Raw genomic sequence first — 13,424 nt, 5'->3', positions numbered from 1 at the left:
GGCAGGCTGACGGCTTTGTCGTTAGAGTCGTGCCAATTCGCCAGCCCCGGCGAGCTGCCGCAAGGACCGCCATGCCTACCCTAAATCGCAGTGATGCCCAGCAGCGTGCCGATGCCATCGGCGTATTCAATAGCGAACTGCAACGCCTGGAAGACGAGCAGGTCTTGCAGCTCAGCGAACCTCAGCGCAGCCGCTTACAGGCCCATCAGCAGGCCTTGCTGGCGCAGTATCGCGCCGCCTTCGACATAGACCAGAACAACCAGGCGCGGCAACTGTCGCTGGGCATGCGCATTGCCTCGTTCCTCGGTGCCTTGGCGTTGGCCGCCAGTGTGTTCTTCCTCTTCTACCAATTCTGGGGGCTGTTCGCCGAGGTGGCCCAGGTGGCCATCCTGATCAGCGCCAGCCTGCTGTCCCTGGGCCTGACCTTGGCCGTGCAACAGCGCGACAGTTCCGGTTATTTCAGCAAGCTGGCGGCCCTGGTGGCCTTTGCCTGTTTTGTGCTGAACATCGTCATGCTCGGGCAGATCTTCAATATCACCCCGTCCGACAAGGCCCTGCTGCCCTGGGCCGCCTATGCCCTGTTGCTGGCCTACGCCACTGAAGCGCGGGTGTTGTTGGCCGCAGGGATTGTCTGCCTGCTGGGGTTTATCGCCGCACGGGTCGGCACCTGGGGCGGGATGTACTGGCTGGGCTTTGGCGAGCGCCCGGAGAACTTCTTCCCCGCCGCCCTGCTGATGTTTGCCGTGCCCTGGCTCATCCCGCAGCGACGCTTCGACGGCTTTGCCATGACCTATCGGGTGTTCGCCCTGCTGGCGCTGTTTCTGCCGATGCTGCTGCTCGCGCACTGGGGCGACGGCAGCTACCTGGATTACCCGAGCGACGACATCGAAGCGGCCTATCAGCTGCTCGGCTTTGCTACGGCCGCCGCGGTGATCTGGCTTGGCGTGCGTCGTGAGTGGCCGGACGTGGTCAACACCGGGCTGACCTTCTTCGTCATCTTCTTCTACACCAAGCTGTTCGACTGGTGGTGGCAGAGCATGCCCAAGTACCTGTTCTTCCTCCTGCTGGGCCTTAGCGCCGTATTGATCCTGCTGATCCTGCGCCGCCTGCGCAGTGCCAATGGCTTGCTCGGAGGGCACCCACAATGAACTGGAGCAACCGCCACAGCCTGTTCGCCGGCCTGGGCCTGATTGTGCTGGTCAACGCCATCGCCCTCGCCGGGGTGGCCTGGAACCGCAGCGAGCCGGCCGACAGCCGCCTGCAGGTGTCCGAGCGCGAGCTGAGCCACAGCTACCCCTACTGGCGCCAGGACAACAGCGGCATCGCCCTGCACCTGATCCACCGCTGGCCCAACAGCAAACCCAACGACTACAGCTATGACAGCCTGCGCCAACTCAGCCCCGAGCAGATGGGCGCATTGGGCTTCAAGGTGCCCAGCGAACTCAACGACGAAAGCGTGCGCCGCTACCGCCGGCAACTGGATCGCGACGGCTTGCTGGTGCTGGAATTCAACGGCCCGCTGTATCAACAGCAACTGCACAGAGCCCGCGAACAATTGGAAAAAAGCCGCGCCGACCTCGCTGCGGTGCCAGACAACAAACAACTGATCGAGAGCCACAAACTGGCCCGCGAAACCCTGCAACGGGAACAGACCAGCGCCAGCCGCTTGTTCGTCATCGATGCCGGCAACGACCTGGCCAGCCTGCGGGCCCGTTACCCGGACCGTCAGCGTTACGCGATTGTGCAGGGTCGCTTCGATGCCTGGGCTTGGCATGACGACGGCCGCTGGCAGATTGGCGGCTCAGCCCAGGTGCCGGTGGCCGAGAGCATCAACCTGCCGCACCGTTGGCATGCCGTGTTCGCCAAACTGCCACGCCGGCCAGACACGCCGGGCTTCCCCCACTCCGGTGGCGACAGGCTGCTCAACGCCGAACTGGTGTTCGGCAAACGCCTGGAGCCGTGGGTGGTCGAGTTCAGCGCCGGCAAGCCTGAGTAATCCCACCGGGCCTTCGATGGGCCTCCTCACAGCTCGTAGAGAAACGCCTCGTCGAGCTGGTCCGGGGCGCTGATGGTGCTGTCGAGGTCTTTGATCAGGCCATTTTCCAGGCCGTAGATCCAACCGTAGACGGTCAGGTCCTGGCCGCGCATCCAGGCGTTCTGCACGATGGTGGTGTGGCAGACGTTGCGCACCTGGCGTTGCACGTTGAGCTCGCAGAGGCGATTGACCCGCTGCTCATCGTCCATGCCCTCGAACTCGTGCAGGCTCTGGTGATACAGCGCCTTGATCGCCCGCAGCCAGTTGTCGATCAGGCCTAGGGCCTGGTGGCTGATGGCCGCCCGCACACCGCCGCAGCCGTAGTGGCCGCAGACGATGATGTGTTTGACCTGTAGCACATCCACCGCGTACTGCAGCACCGACAGCAGGTTCATGTCGGTGGCCACCACCATATTGCCGACGTTGCGATGCACGAACAGTTCGCCCGGCATCAGGCCGACCACCTCATTGGCCGGCACTCGGCTGTCGGAACAACCGATCCACAGGAACTCCGGACGCTGCTGCATGGCCAGGCGTTTGAAGAACTGCGGGTCGCGGGCGTTCAGCGACTCGGACCAGAAACGGTTGTTCTCCAGTAGTTTATTCAGCTGCATTGCCTGACTCTCCAAAAAGGGCTTATCCACACAGTAGACGCAGTGGCGGATGCTGATTGCAGTATCCCGGCCACGCTCTTTTCGGCCTTGATAATGGTCAAGGTCATCAAGCCGTCACATTGCCCACACTGCCGGCCAGTTTCCTGTCTGGAGTGGCCGAAGATGCCCGACAGCTCGCTGCCCCTGGTGTATTCCTGTTCCGGTTGTTCCAACGTCGCGCAGCTGGCCAATACCCTGGCCCTGCGTCTGGATCGCCAAGGCCTGGCCGAGATGTCGTGCATTGCCGGCGTCGGCGGCGGCGTGGCGGCACTGATCAGCAAGGCCAAATCAGGCCGCCCGATCCTCGCCCTCGACGGCTGCCCGCTGCAATGCGTCAAGGGCTGCCTGGCGCAGCACGCCATCGAGCCCGACACCCACCTGATTCTCAGCCAGTACGGCCTGCGCAAACGCTACGGCGAAGACTGCAGCCCGGCGCAAGTGGACGCCCTGTTCCGTGAACTGAGCCTGCTGCTGCAACCCCGGCAACTGATTGCCAGCGATTGCCCACAGAGCCAGCACGCCTGAATTTCCGTTTTCCTTTGATGAGGTATGCACCATGAAGCCACTGCAACTTTCCCTGCTGGCCCTGGCGATAGCCGGCGGCAGCGCACAGGCCATTGCCAGCGAAGAGCTTGGCAACCTGTTCAGCGGCGGCAAGGCGATTGTCGATGCGCGCTATCGCTATGAGTTTGTCGATGAAGACAACGCCAAGGACCACGCCAACGCCCAGACCCTGCGCACCCGCATCGGCTTCCAGAGCGGTCAGTGGTACGGCCTCTCGGGCCTGGTGGAGGCCGACAACGTCAGCCACATCGGTGACGAAGGCTTCAACTCCACCCGCAACGGTCAGACCCAGTACTCCACTGTCGCCGACCCGGACGGCAGCGAGATCAACCAGGCCTTGCTGCGCTATGACCACCAGTACGGCAGCGCCGTAGCCGGCCGCCAACGCATCAACCTCGACAACCAGCGCTATATCGGTGGCGTGGCCTGGCGCCAGAACGAGCAAACCTACGATGGCGGCCTGGTGCAGTTCAAACCGCTGACCGGCCTGACCCTGACCGCGGCCTATATCGACAACGTCAACAGCATCTTCGGCCCGGACAACGGCCAGTACGACAACAAAACCAACCCGGCCAATATCGAAGGCCACAGCCAGCTGTTCAACGCCCAATACGTGGCCATGCCCGAGCTGACCGTCACCGGCTACGTCTACCAGTTGGGCCTGGATAACATTGCCGTGGCGCCCACTGCGGCCCTCGGCACCCTGGCCAGCCAGACCAACGGCCTGCGCCTGAACGGCGTAATTGCCGGGGTCAGCTACACGGCCGAATACGCCCAGCAAAAGGACTACGCCGACAACCCCAACGACCTCGACAGCGATTACTACCTGGCCGAACTGGGCTACACCCTGGCCGGTGTGGCACTGAAAGGCGGCTATGAAGTGCTCGGCGGTAGCGACGACGGCAAGGGTGCCGGCAACCTCGCGTTCCAGACCCCGCTGGCCACCAAGCATGCCTTCCAGGGCTGGGCCGACGTGTTCCTCACCACCCCAACCGACGGCATCAAGGACGCCTACCTCGGCGCCAGCCTGCCCTTGTTCGGCGGCACCGCCCAGGCCGTGTACCACGACTTCCGCGCCGAACAGAGCAGCCCGATCAGCCAGTACGGCGAAGAGCTGGACCTTTCCTACGCCCACCCGATCCCCGGTGTGAAAGGCCTGGTCGGCCTGGTCAAATATGCCGACTACGACGCCAACGACTTTGGTGTCGACACCCGCAAGTTCTGGACCCAGGTGCAGTACAGCTACTGACCCGCAACCTGGCCACAAACGCCAAACCGACACCGGCCCACCCACCGGAACTGCCTCTTTGGAGGTAGTCCCGGTGGGGCATGGGTCTGCAGGTCGTCAGGCTTTAAGATGGGGTTGGCTAACCCAAGGTGACGATTGATCCGCGAACTTCGCGGCTAAAGCCGCTCCTACAATTGCGGCGGCGTGCGGTGTCGGATCAGTCAGTACCGTGGCCGTGCGCGCCGCAGAATAGGTTGGGCCTAGAGGCTCTCTCTGGGCAGGAACAAGGCCTTACACCCGTTAATGCTTGCAGCGCTAGCGTCACGTCGTAGGAGCGGCTTTAGCCGCGAATTTCGCAGACAAATCCGTTCCTACACGCCTGCATGCGTGCCTTCAACGCATAACGTGGGCAGAGCTTTAAAGCGAGCCAGCACCCGCTGCCGCCCTTCAACCGCGCAAGGAACATGACCATGCAGGTTCTCGATCGCCGCAAGGCGCTGCAAATCCCGCCCATCTGGCGCCTAGGTTTTCGCCCGTTCTTTCTCGGCGGCAGCCTGTTTGCCCTGCTCGCCATTCCTTTGTGGATCGCCGCCCTCAACGGTCTGCTGGGCAACTGGCAACCGGCCGGTGGCTGGCTGGCCTGGCATCGCCATGAGCTGCTGTTTGGCTTTGGCGCGGCGATCATCGCCGGCTTCCTGCTCACTGCCGTGCAGAACTGGACCGGCCAGCCGGGCCTCAGCGGCAAGCCCCTGGCGGCACTGGCGGGGCTATGGTTGGCGGCGCGGCTGGGCTGGCTCTTCAACCTGCCGCTGCCCTTGCTGCTGCCACTGGAGGCGGCCTTCCTGTTTGCCGTGGCGGCGTTGATGGGCCAGCAGGTGTGGCGCGTGCGGCAGAAGAACAATTACCCGATTGTTGGCGTTTTATTGCTGCTCGCCAGCGTCAACTGCCTGCTGCTGTTTGGCCTGGCCACGGGCGATGACGGCCTGCAACGCCAGGCCGTCTATGCCGGGATCTGGCTGGTGGGCGCCTTGATGGGCCTGATCGGCGGCCGGGTCATTCCCTTCTTTACCCAGCGCGGCCTGCGCCGGGTGCAGGGGGTCAAACCCTGGGTGTGGCTGGATAAAAGCCTGCTGGCCTGCGGCCTGCTGCTGGCCGTGCTGTTTGCCACGGGCCTGGGCCTGCAACCAAGCCTGTGGCTGGCCCTGCCGCTGGCGGCCTTCGGCATCGGCCATCTGCTGCGTTTGGCGCGCTGGTATGACCGCGGTATCTGGCAGGTTGACCTGCTCTGGTCGCTGCACCTAGCAATTGCCTGGTTGGCCATTGCCGCTCTCGGCCTGGCGCTCTGGCACTTGGGCCTGCTGAGCAGCCCGAGCCCGGCGCTGCACGCGCTGACGGTCGGCGCCATGGCTGGGCTGATTCTGGCCATGATCGCCCGCGTCAGCCTCGGCCACACCGGCCGTGACTTGGTTGCCCCCAAAGCCATGGCCTGGGCTTTCGCCCTGCTCAATCTGGGTAGCGTGGCGCGGGTGTTCTTGCCCAGCGTCTGGCCGCTGTATTCGCTGTGGCTGGCCGCGGCCTGCTGGGCCGGAGCCTTCGGCCTGTTCGCCTGGCACTACGCGCCGATGCTGCTGAGCGCCCGTACCGATGGGCATCCGGGTTAATCGCGGTAACGGTTGTTCGCGGCTGAAGCCGCTCCTACAGGGACGGAGTGGCTCATCTTAATTCGATCTGCAATGAGCGCCGCGTCAGCGTCAGGTGCCCCGGATTGCATCCGGGCTACGGACTGTTTAGCGGACGCACCGACGGTGCATCCAGGCTAATCGCGGTTGCGGTTGTTCGCGGCTGAAGCCGCTCCTACGGTTACCGAGCGGCTCATCTTAATTCGATCTGCAATGAGCACCGCGTTAGCGTCAGGTGCCCCGGATTGCATCCGGGCTACGGACTGTTTAGCGGACGCACCGACGGTGCATCCAGGCTAATCGCGGTTGCGGTTGTTCGCGGCTGAAGCCGCTCCTACGGTTACCGAGCGGCTCATCTCAATTCGATCTGCAATGGGCGCCGCGTTAGCGTCAGGTGCCCCGGATTGCATCCGGCACGACAGCCGTAGGATGGGTTGAGCGCAGCGATACCCATCATGGGTTAGCGTGCAGGCTGCGACTTGATGGGTATCGCAAGCTCAACCCATCCTACCCAGCCCAAATCAGTTGGCGAAGGTAGCCCGGATGTAATCCGGGAAAGACCCACGCAAACACCCCAGCCCCAGAGGATTCCGAGGTTGAGGTTAGAACTGCCGTCAGCTGGCGCTGCGCAGCAACTGAGCTTCACCGAGTTGTTGCAGGGCGCTCCACAACCAGGTCGGCAACTCGTCGGGGTCGAGGCTGTCGAGCAGGTTTTTTACCGCCAGGCCCAGTTCGGTATCCCCTTCAATCACCAGGCGACGGCGGAAAAACAGGGTGTCCGGGTCTTCCTTGCGGCTGGCCAGTAGCAGGAAGTCGCCCCAGTTGCCGCTGATGCTGACCTGGGCCAGCGCCCGTTCGGCCACTTGCAGGCCGCTGTCGGTGCGGGTCAGGTACCAGGCCAGGTTGAGGTCACGCACCTGCAGGCGCAGCCAGCAGCCACGCAGGATATCGAAGGCACCGTCGGCCAAGGGCTCGGCGAACAAGCGATTAAGGCTCTTTTCCAGGGCCAGGCGTTGCAGCATAAAGGGCACATGACGGGTCAGCGGCAAGCAGCGCTCGGCACCGCGCAGGAACAAACCAGCAGGTTTCAACATACGCCCAACTCCTCGGCCCGCAGCATGCCGGGGCGGCCATGCCAGTAGCCATTGCAGCCCTCCACCGCCAGCGGCGGCAAGCCACCGTTGCGCACCGCATCAAAGGCGGCGATCACCTCTTCCATGCCTTGGGCCCGCGGACTCAGGCGCAGCAGGTCGACGCCGGCAGCCGGCAGCGAGGGGTAATCGGCCAACAGGTTATGTACCTCGGCCGACATGGTCTGGATGCCGTTGAGGGTGAACAGCGGCGTGCCTTCCTGGCTGAGCATGTTCATGCCCTCGGGGTATTTCTCGCAGCAGATGGCGCAATCGTCCTTGGCCAAGTTGTGCGCCCGCGCGGTGAAACAGCGTGCCGAATAGGCCAGCGGCAGATGGCCGTAGGCAAACACCTCGATCTGCGGCAACGGCGGCACATCCGCCAACTCCAGGTATTGAGCGCGGGCCAGGCGGATCAGTTCGGCCGAGCATTCCACCGGCGGCACCCAGCGCTGCAGGCCGCAGGCCGTGAACTCGGCCAGGGCATGGCCGTTGTAGATATTCAGGGCTGCGCCACCGACAAAACCAACGCCCTTGGCCGCGAGAAACTGCACCGCCGCCAGGTCATTGGCCTCCACCATCAGCTCGCCGTTGTCACACAGACGGCGCAGGCTCGACAGCTCGGAGGCGGCCTCCAGCAGGGTCAGCCCGCTGATCACCAGTTCCGCCGAACAGGCTTCGCGCAGGTCCCGGGCCAGGCCCAGCCAGTCATCCAGCGACAGGGCGCGGCGCTTGCTGCACACCGTCTCGCCCAGGTAAATCACGTCCAGCGGCTGGCTGGCCATCTCGGCATAAAAATCCAGCAATTGCTGGCGCTGCCAACCAAACAGTACCGGGCCAAGTGTCAGTTGCATGTGCATTCCCCTTATTGCCAGGCGCGGTGGTAGGCGCCCAGGGTGGTCTGGCTGCCTTCGGACAACGCCGCCAGCGCGCTGCGCCAGTCCGGCGCCACGCTGTAGCTGTGCGGGGCCTTGGTGTAGGCGTCCAGCGCCGCGCGCCAGACCTTGGTGACCTGCTCGACATAGGCCGGGCTGCGTTGCCGCCCTTCGATCTTCACCGCCGCCACGCCCATGCTCACCAGCTCGGGAATCAGCTCGATGGTGTTCAGGCTGGTGGGCTCTTCCAGGGCATGAAAGCGCTGGCCGTCGACCACAAAACGGCCTTTGCACAGGGTCGGATAGCCGGCCGATTCGCCTTCGGCGTAACGGTCGATCAGCACGCCATTCAGGCGCGCACTCAAGCCCTCGGCATCTTCACTCCAGCGCACCGCCTTGGCCGGCGAGCAGACGCCGCATAGGTTTGGCGACTCACCCGTGAGGTAGGACGACAGGTGGCAACGGCCCTCGGCCATGATGCACAGGCTGCCAAAGGCGAACACCTCGATCGGCACCGTGCTCTTGCTCGCCAGTTGCTTAACCTGGGCCAGCGACAACACCCGCGGCAACACTGCACGACGGATGCCGTAGCGCTCCTGGAAGAAATTCAGCGCGCCAGCATTGGTCGCCGAGCCCTGTACCGACAGGTGCAAATTGAGGTTGGGATGGCGCCGCGAGGCGTAGGCCAGCACGCCAGGGTCAGCGGCAATCAGCGCGTCCACGCCCAATTCGGCGGCATGGTCGACCGCCCGCTGCCAGCGCGCCCAGCCATCGGCGCGGGCGTAAGTATTGACCGCGATGTACAGCTGGCGACCCTGCTGACGGATCAGCTCAAGGCCGCTTTGCAGCTGTTTTTCATCCAGATTGAGGCCGGCGAAATGGCGCGCATTGGTGTCATCGCGAAAGCCCACATAGATGGCATCAGCGCCTTGGCGCACCGCCGCCTTGAGCGCGGGCAGGCTGCCTGCCGGACAGACCAGTTGCATGGCGTACTCCTAAGGGCAGGCGGCGGACAGTAACGCCGACGACGAGCCTGAACATGATGGCCGGCACTCTAGGGTTGCGACCCGGCACCAACCTTGACCAAGATCAACGCAGGCCATGTACAGCCCTGCGACCCAGTAGCGCAGGCCAGACAGCCACGCGCCCTGGGTACGGCCCACTCGGTGTTGGGGCCGCGTGTGCTGCGACCTACTGCAACAGCTCGGCAAAGCTCAGGTAGTTCACCGCCTCGCCGGCTTGCAGGGTCTGGCCGATTTCGATCACCGCCAGGCCGTCGCTCCAGCACGCCGAACTGAGCATCGCCGAGCCCTGGCGCGGATGCAGATGCACCTGCAACTGACCACTGGCATCCGCCTGCAGACGGGCCCGCAGGTACTGCCGGCGCGGCCGTGGCTGGGTCCAGCTGAACGCCGCCGGTAATGGCAGCGCCTTGGGCAGCACTTCGACACGGCCCTGGGCACGCAGCAGAAACGGCCGCGCCACGATCAGCGCGGTAATCAGCGCCGCCGCCGGATTGCCCGGCAACCCCAGCCAGGGCTTGCCGCCCACTTCGCCAAACGCCAGCGGTTTGCCCGGCTGAATGGCCAGGCGCCACAGGTGCAGCTCGCCGAGCTCGCGAATCGCCTGTTTGAGGTGATCCTCCTCGCCCACCGAGACGCCGCCGGAGGTCAGCAACATGTCCCATTCCGAAGCCGCCAGGCTCAAGGCATCACGGCTGGCGGCCAGGTCGTCGGCCATCACTTCATAGTCATGCACCTGCATCCCCAGGCTACGCAGCACCGCGCCGAGGGTGAAGCGATTGGCGTTGTAGATCTGCCCCGGTTGCAGGGCCTCTCCCGGTTCGCGCAGCTCATCGCCGCTGCTCAGCAGGCCGACCCGCAGCGGTCGATAAACCGCCACCTGGGCAAAGCCCATGCTCGCCAGCAGGCCGATTTCCTGGGGGCGCAGGCGCTGCCCCGCGCTCAGCAACAGGCTGCCATTAGTCAACTCCTCACCCCGCTGGCGCACATGGGCGCCCTGCTTGGCGGCCGGCAACCACACCCCGGAGCCTTCAACCCGGCAATCTTCCTGGGCCACCACGGTATCGGCGCCCGGCGGCAAGGGTGCGCCGGTAAAAATTCGCACCGCCTGCCCCGGTGCCAACGGTGTCAGGCCACTGTCACCGGCGGCGATGCGCCCGGCCAGGGGCAGAAAGCCGCCTTCGATGGGCAGGTCGCGGGCGCGCAATGCATAACCGTCCATGGCGCTGTTGTCCCAGGCCGGCACGTCGCTGGGCGCCAGCAGGTCTTCGGCCAGCACCCGGCCGAGGGCATCGACGAGGGCCACTTGCTCGACTTTTGGCGGACGCGGGGCGCGGCTAAGCAGGTGCTCGATGACCTCATCGACCGGGTGCAGGTTGCTGCCATCGCAGCCACAGCCACTCACGAACGCGGCCCGCAGGCAGCGACCGGGCGCTCCGGCAAGGCCTTGAGGTGCGGAACGAAATTGCACGGCCGGGTGCGGCTATCCAGTTGCTCGCCGAGGATCTTCTGCCAGGCGGTGCGGCAGGCATTCGGTGAACCTGGCATGCAGCACACCAGGGTGCTGTTGGCAAAACCGGCCAGCGCCCGCGACTGCAGGCTGGAGGTGCCGATTTCCAGCACCGAGACCTGGCGGAACAATTCGCCAAAGCCTTCGACGCGTTTGTCCAGCAACGGCTCCACGGCTTGGGGGGTGTTATCGCGGGCGGTAAAACCGGTGCCGCCGGTGATCAGCACCACCTGCACCAGGGCGTCGGCAATCCACTGCGAGAGCTGGGCGCGGATCTGGTAGATGTCGTCGATGACGATGGCCCGCGCCGCCAAGGCGTGCCCGGCTTCCTCCAGGTGGCTGATCAGGGTCTGGCCGGAGGTGTCGGTGTCCAGCGTGCGGGTATCGCTGACCGTGAGTACGGCGATGCGCAGCGGCTGGAAGCTGCTCTGGGCAAGGTGAGACATGCTGAAGTCCTCGACAGGATAAATTCAGCACAGCCTGCACGCCCCCAACTGCAGGGCCTATTCCCCGATGGAGGTAGGCCGCTGGCGCCAAAGGTTTACAGGCTATTGAAAAACTACCTGCGTTGCCGATACGGCGTTAAAAACAGGCTCAGAATGCTCATTTACAACTGTAAACTCCGCTTCTTCGCCTGTTTTTGCCTTGTCTCGGCTGCCTCGCCTACATTTTTCAACAGCCTGTTAGCGGCTTAACCGCCGGTAACGGTGGGAAAGAATGCCACTTCATCGCCATCGCTTAACGGCTCGGCGAGGCTGCAGAGGTCCTGATTGCGCGCGCACATCAGGTTCTGCTCAGCCAGCACCGCCCAGGCACCGCCACGGGCGGCCAGCTGCTCGCGCAACTGCGCCAGGGTCTGTACGTCGGCGTGCCAGTCGAGGCTTTCGCCGTCCAGGCCAAGGGTTTCGCGATAACGGGCAAAGTACTGGACGTTAATCATTCGGCGTCTCCGTGGCGGTAGTGGCCGCTCTTGCCGCCGAGCTTTTCCAGCAGACGCACCTGCTCGATGACCATGCCGCGGTCCACGGCCTTGCACATGTCATAGAGGGTCAGGGCGGCGACGCTGGCGGCGGTCAGGGCCTCCATTTCCACCCCGGTCTGGCCGGCCAGTTTGCAGCTGGCGGTGATCTGCACGCAGTCCTCGCCCTCGGCCTGCAGCAGTACCTTAACGCTGCTGAGCAACAGCGGATGGCACAGCGGAATCAGGTCAGAGGTCTTCTTTGCTGCCTGAATGCCGGCAATCCGTGCCACGGCGAACACATCACCTTTGGGGTGACCGCCCTGCACAATCATCTGCAGGGTTTGCGGGCGCATGCGCACCCGCGCTTCGGCCACCGCCTCGCGCTGGGTCAGGGCCTTGTCGGTGACATCGACCATGTTGGCGTGGCCGTGGGCATCAAGATGGGTGAGCACTGACGGTCTCCATAAGTCTGCAATCAAGGGCGTACTGCGTGCCCGCCAATGCGGGCGCGCAGCTATATCCAAAGAGGTACTGAAGGGCCGCTACAGCGCTGGCCATGGGGGTGCAAAACGACAGACGGCGCTGGCGTCAGAAGAACGACACCGGCAAGCCGTCGCGATCAAAGGCAATAAAATTGCCGATACTGCCGGTTTCAATCGCGCCGACCATCATCTTCAGCGGTTGTTCGGCTTCATCGCTGTTGGGCGCCTGGCCTGCGCGACCGGACAAGCCGGCGACGAACACCAGGTCCCAGTTGATGCCGGTGCGCGCCGACTCATCCAGCAGGCCGGCAAAATCCTCCAGTTCGGCGGGCAACTTATCCACGCACAACACCGGGCGCAGGGAGCCGCCCTGCTGCTCGGCATGTCGCTGTTTCTCGGCCTCGGTGGCGTCTTCCGGCAGCTCGGCGGCAACAAACACGAACAACAGGCGCTGCGGCTCGGGCTGAGCCTTGGCGGCACTCAGCAGGTCGGCAAACTGGGCAATATCCATGGTGGCGAATCCTGTGGGCAGAATTGAGCAAAATCATTGCCCTCACTCTATCGCCCTGCCCGCGCCTGACCATATCTCTTAAGGCATAGGCCGGCGGTTGGAGCCGCACGCCGCGATGCGCCCACAATCCAACGTTGATTGCTTCAAGGGTTTCGTCAGAGCAATGGCTTGAGCACCGGCCAGACGTTATCCAGCAGCCGAGGCTGGGCGGCGGCGGTCGGGTGGATGCCATCAGCCTGCGTCATCAGCGGCAAACCTGCCGCACCTTCCAGCAGGAAAGGCACCAAGGCAACATCCTGTTCCTTGGCCACTTGCGGGAACACGTCAGCAAAAGCGGTGGTGTAACGCAGGCCATAGTTAGGCGGTAATTTCATCCCCAGTATCAGCACTCGGGTTCCTGCCTTGCGCGCTTGCTGCACCATGGCCGCAAGGTTTTGTTGCAATTGCGCAGGCGGCTGGCCGCGCAAGCCATCGTTGCCACCCAGCTCGACGATCAGCAGGTCCGGGCGATGCTCTGCAAGCAGCGTCGGTAGGCGCGCCAAGCCTCCTGCGCTGGTGTCGCCACTGACCGATGCATTGACCACCTGGTAGTCAAAACCCTCTGCCTCCAGGCGCTGTTCGAGCAGGCTCACCCAGCCCTGGCGTGTATCCAGACCAAAAGCGGCGCTGATACTATCGCCGAGCACCAGCAAGGTGCCGGCCACAGCTCCCTGGGCCCACAGCAACAACGTCACCACGGCAGTTATTCGCCACGCCCGCATCGAATCCTCCTGA

The 13,424-nt window shown here is 64.1% G+C and carries 15 protein-coding genes; 5 read left to right on the top strand and 10 right to left on the bottom strand.

The features are described 5' to 3' along the window. Positions 1-71 precede the first annotated feature (71 nt). Both AC56DI_RS12460 and AC56DI_RS12455 read left to right on the top strand, forming a co-directional pair. Complete coding sequence (locus tag AC56DI_RS12460) at positions 72-1,148, top strand: DUF2157 domain-containing protein (RefSeq protein ID WP_496346434.1); 1,077 nt, start codon at positions 72-74, stop codon at positions 1,146-1,148. Further along, positions 1,145-1,996, top strand: coding sequence for a DUF4824 family protein (locus AC56DI_RS12455; protein WP_496346433.1), 852 nt, complete (start codon positions 1,145-1,147; stop codon positions 1,994-1,996). Before AC56DI_RS12460 ends, AC56DI_RS12455 begins: the two co-directional genes overlap by 4 nt. A gap of 26 nt (positions 1,997-2,022) precedes the next feature. Here AC56DI_RS12455 and can read toward each other — a convergent pair whose 3' ends face one another. Beyond that, the gene (gene can / locus AC56DI_RS12450) at positions 2,023-2,649 is read right to left on the bottom strand and encodes a carbonate dehydratase (RefSeq protein WP_422588396.1); all 627 of its coding nucleotides are present in this window, start codon (positions 2,647-2,649) and stop codon (positions 2,023-2,025) included. Between the two features lie 162 nt (positions 2,650-2,811). Between can and AC56DI_RS12445 the strand changes: the two genes are divergently transcribed. The 3 genes from AC56DI_RS12445 (at position 2,812) to AC56DI_RS12435 (ending at position 6,141) form a co-directional block, all read left to right on the top strand. After that, a complete protein-coding gene (locus AC56DI_RS12445) occupies positions 2,812-3,213 on the top strand; it encodes a putative zinc-binding protein (RefSeq protein ID WP_422588397.1) in 402 nt (133 codons plus the stop codon). Positions 3,214-3,244: 31 nt separating this feature from the next. After that, positions 3,245-4,501: an alginate export family protein gene (locus tag AC56DI_RS12440; protein WP_496346432.1), complete on the top strand. Its 1,257-nt coding sequence runs from the start codon at positions 3,245-3,247 to the stop codon at positions 4,499-4,501. Positions 4,502-4,950: 449 nt separating this feature from the next. After that, positions 4,951-6,141 carry an NnrS family protein gene (locus AC56DI_RS12435; protein WP_496346431.1) on the top strand — a complete coding sequence of 397 codons (1,191 nt, stop codon included), beginning with the start codon at positions 4,951-4,953 and terminating at the stop codon, positions 6,139-6,141. 632 nt (positions 6,142-6,773) lie between these two features. On the opposite strand, the gene ubiT is transcribed toward AC56DI_RS12435, so the two are convergent. From ubiT to AC56DI_RS12390, 9 genes are all read right to left on the bottom strand, one after another. Beyond that, positions 6,774-7,253 (bottom strand): ubiquinone anaerobic biosynthesis accessory factor UbiT, encoded by a 480-nt coding sequence (gene ubiT / locus AC56DI_RS12430; RefSeq protein ID WP_422586681.1) that lies wholly within the window; start codon positions 7,251-7,253, stop codon positions 6,774-6,776. Then, entirely contained in the window at positions 7,247-8,143 is an 897-nt protein-coding gene (locus AC56DI_RS12425) for a U32 family peptidase (protein WP_496346430.1), read from the bottom strand. Before AC56DI_RS12425 ends, ubiT begins: the two co-directional genes overlap by 7 nt. A gap of 11 nt (positions 8,144-8,154) precedes the next feature. Then, a complete protein-coding gene (ubiU, locus tag AC56DI_RS12420; protein ID WP_422586683.1) occupies positions 8,155-9,150 on the bottom strand; it encodes a ubiquinone anaerobic biosynthesis protein UbiU in 996 nt (331 codons plus the stop codon). A 205-nt stretch (positions 9,151-9,355) separates the two neighbouring features. Next, a complete protein-coding gene (locus AC56DI_RS12415) occupies positions 9,356-10,591 on the bottom strand; it encodes a molybdopterin molybdotransferase MoeA (RefSeq protein WP_496346429.1) in 1,236 nt (411 codons plus the stop codon). Beyond that, positions 10,588-11,142: a molybdenum cofactor biosynthesis protein B gene (gene moaB / locus AC56DI_RS12410; RefSeq protein ID WP_496346428.1), complete on the bottom strand. Its 555-nt coding sequence runs from the start codon at positions 11,140-11,142 to the stop codon at positions 10,588-10,590. The genes AC56DI_RS12415 and moaB overlap by 4 nt, the downstream gene beginning before the upstream one ends. Positions 11,143-11,387: 245 nt before the next feature. Further along, positions 11,388-11,636 carry a MoaD/ThiS family protein gene (locus tag AC56DI_RS12405; protein WP_422588755.1) on the bottom strand — a complete coding sequence of 83 codons (249 nt, stop codon included), beginning with the start codon at positions 11,634-11,636 and terminating at the stop codon, positions 11,388-11,390. Beyond that, positions 11,633-12,109: a cyclic pyranopterin monophosphate synthase MoaC gene (moaC, locus tag AC56DI_RS12400; protein ID WP_496346427.1), complete on the bottom strand. Its 477-nt coding sequence runs from the start codon at positions 12,107-12,109 to the stop codon at positions 11,633-11,635. Before moaC ends, AC56DI_RS12405 begins: the two co-directional genes overlap by 4 nt. Before the next feature lie 136 nt (positions 12,110-12,245). Then, positions 12,246-12,650, bottom strand: coding sequence for a ribonucleotide reductase subunit alpha (locus tag AC56DI_RS12395; RefSeq protein ID WP_496346426.1), 405 nt, complete (start codon positions 12,648-12,650; stop codon positions 12,246-12,248). Between the two features lie 155 nt (positions 12,651-12,805). After that, positions 12,806-13,411, bottom strand: a complete 606-nt coding sequence (locus AC56DI_RS12390; protein ID WP_496346425.1) for an arylesterase — start codon at positions 13,409-13,411, stop codon at positions 12,806-12,808. Positions 13,412-13,424 lie beyond the last annotated feature (13 nt).

Source organism: Pseudomonas sp. BGA-UO-ETr-WB11 (genome assembly GCF_059567785.1).
Note: the sequence above shows the minus strand (reverse complement) of the source record. Positions and strands in the feature narration are given on the sequence as shown.

Excerpts from the sequence above, each read along its gene's own strand:
- AC56DI_RS12460 (WP_496346434.1), top strand. The coding sequence starts at position 72 with ATGCCTACCCTAAATCGCAGTGATGCCCAGCAGCGTGCCGATGCCATC.
- AC56DI_RS12455 (WP_496346433.1), top strand. The coding sequence starts at position 1,145 with ATGAACTGGAGCAACCGCCACAGCCTGTTCGCCGGCCTGGGCCTGATT.
- can (WP_422588396.1), bottom strand. The coding sequence starts at position 2,649 with ATGCAGCTGAATAAACTACTGGAGAACAACCGTTTCTGGTCCGAGTCG.
- AC56DI_RS12445 (WP_422588397.1), top strand. The coding sequence starts at position 2,812 with ATGCCCGACAGCTCGCTGCCCCTGGTGTATTCCTGTTCCGGTTGTTCC.
- AC56DI_RS12440 (WP_496346432.1), top strand. The coding sequence starts at position 3,245 with ATGAAGCCACTGCAACTTTCCCTGCTGGCCCTGGCGATAGCCGGCGGC.
- AC56DI_RS12435 (WP_496346431.1), top strand. The coding sequence starts at position 4,951 with ATGCAGGTTCTCGATCGCCGCAAGGCGCTGCAAATCCCGCCCATCTGG.
- ubiT (WP_422586681.1), bottom strand. The coding sequence starts at position 7,253 with ATGTTGAAACCTGCTGGTTTGTTCCTGCGCGGTGCCGAGCGCTGCTTG.
- AC56DI_RS12425 (WP_496346430.1), bottom strand. The coding sequence starts at position 8,143 with ATGCAACTGACACTTGGCCCGGTACTGTTTGGTTGGCAGCGCCAGCAA.
- ubiU (WP_422586683.1), bottom strand. The coding sequence starts at position 9,150 with ATGCAACTGGTCTGTCCGGCAGGCAGCCTGCCCGCGCTCAAGGCGGCG.
- moaB (WP_496346428.1), bottom strand. The coding sequence starts at position 11,142 with ATGTCTCACCTTGCCCAGAGCAGCTTCCAGCCGCTGCGCATCGCCGTA.
- AC56DI_RS12405 (WP_422588755.1), bottom strand. The coding sequence starts at position 11,636 with ATGATTAACGTCCAGTACTTTGCCCGTTATCGCGAAACCCTTGGCCTG.
- AC56DI_RS12395 (WP_496346426.1), bottom strand. The coding sequence starts at position 12,650 with ATGGATATTGCCCAGTTTGCCGACCTGCTGAGTGCCGCCAAGGCTCAG.
- AC56DI_RS12390 (WP_496346425.1), bottom strand. The coding sequence starts at position 13,411 with ATGCGGGCGTGGCGAATAACTGCCGTGGTGACGTTGTTGCTGTGGGCC.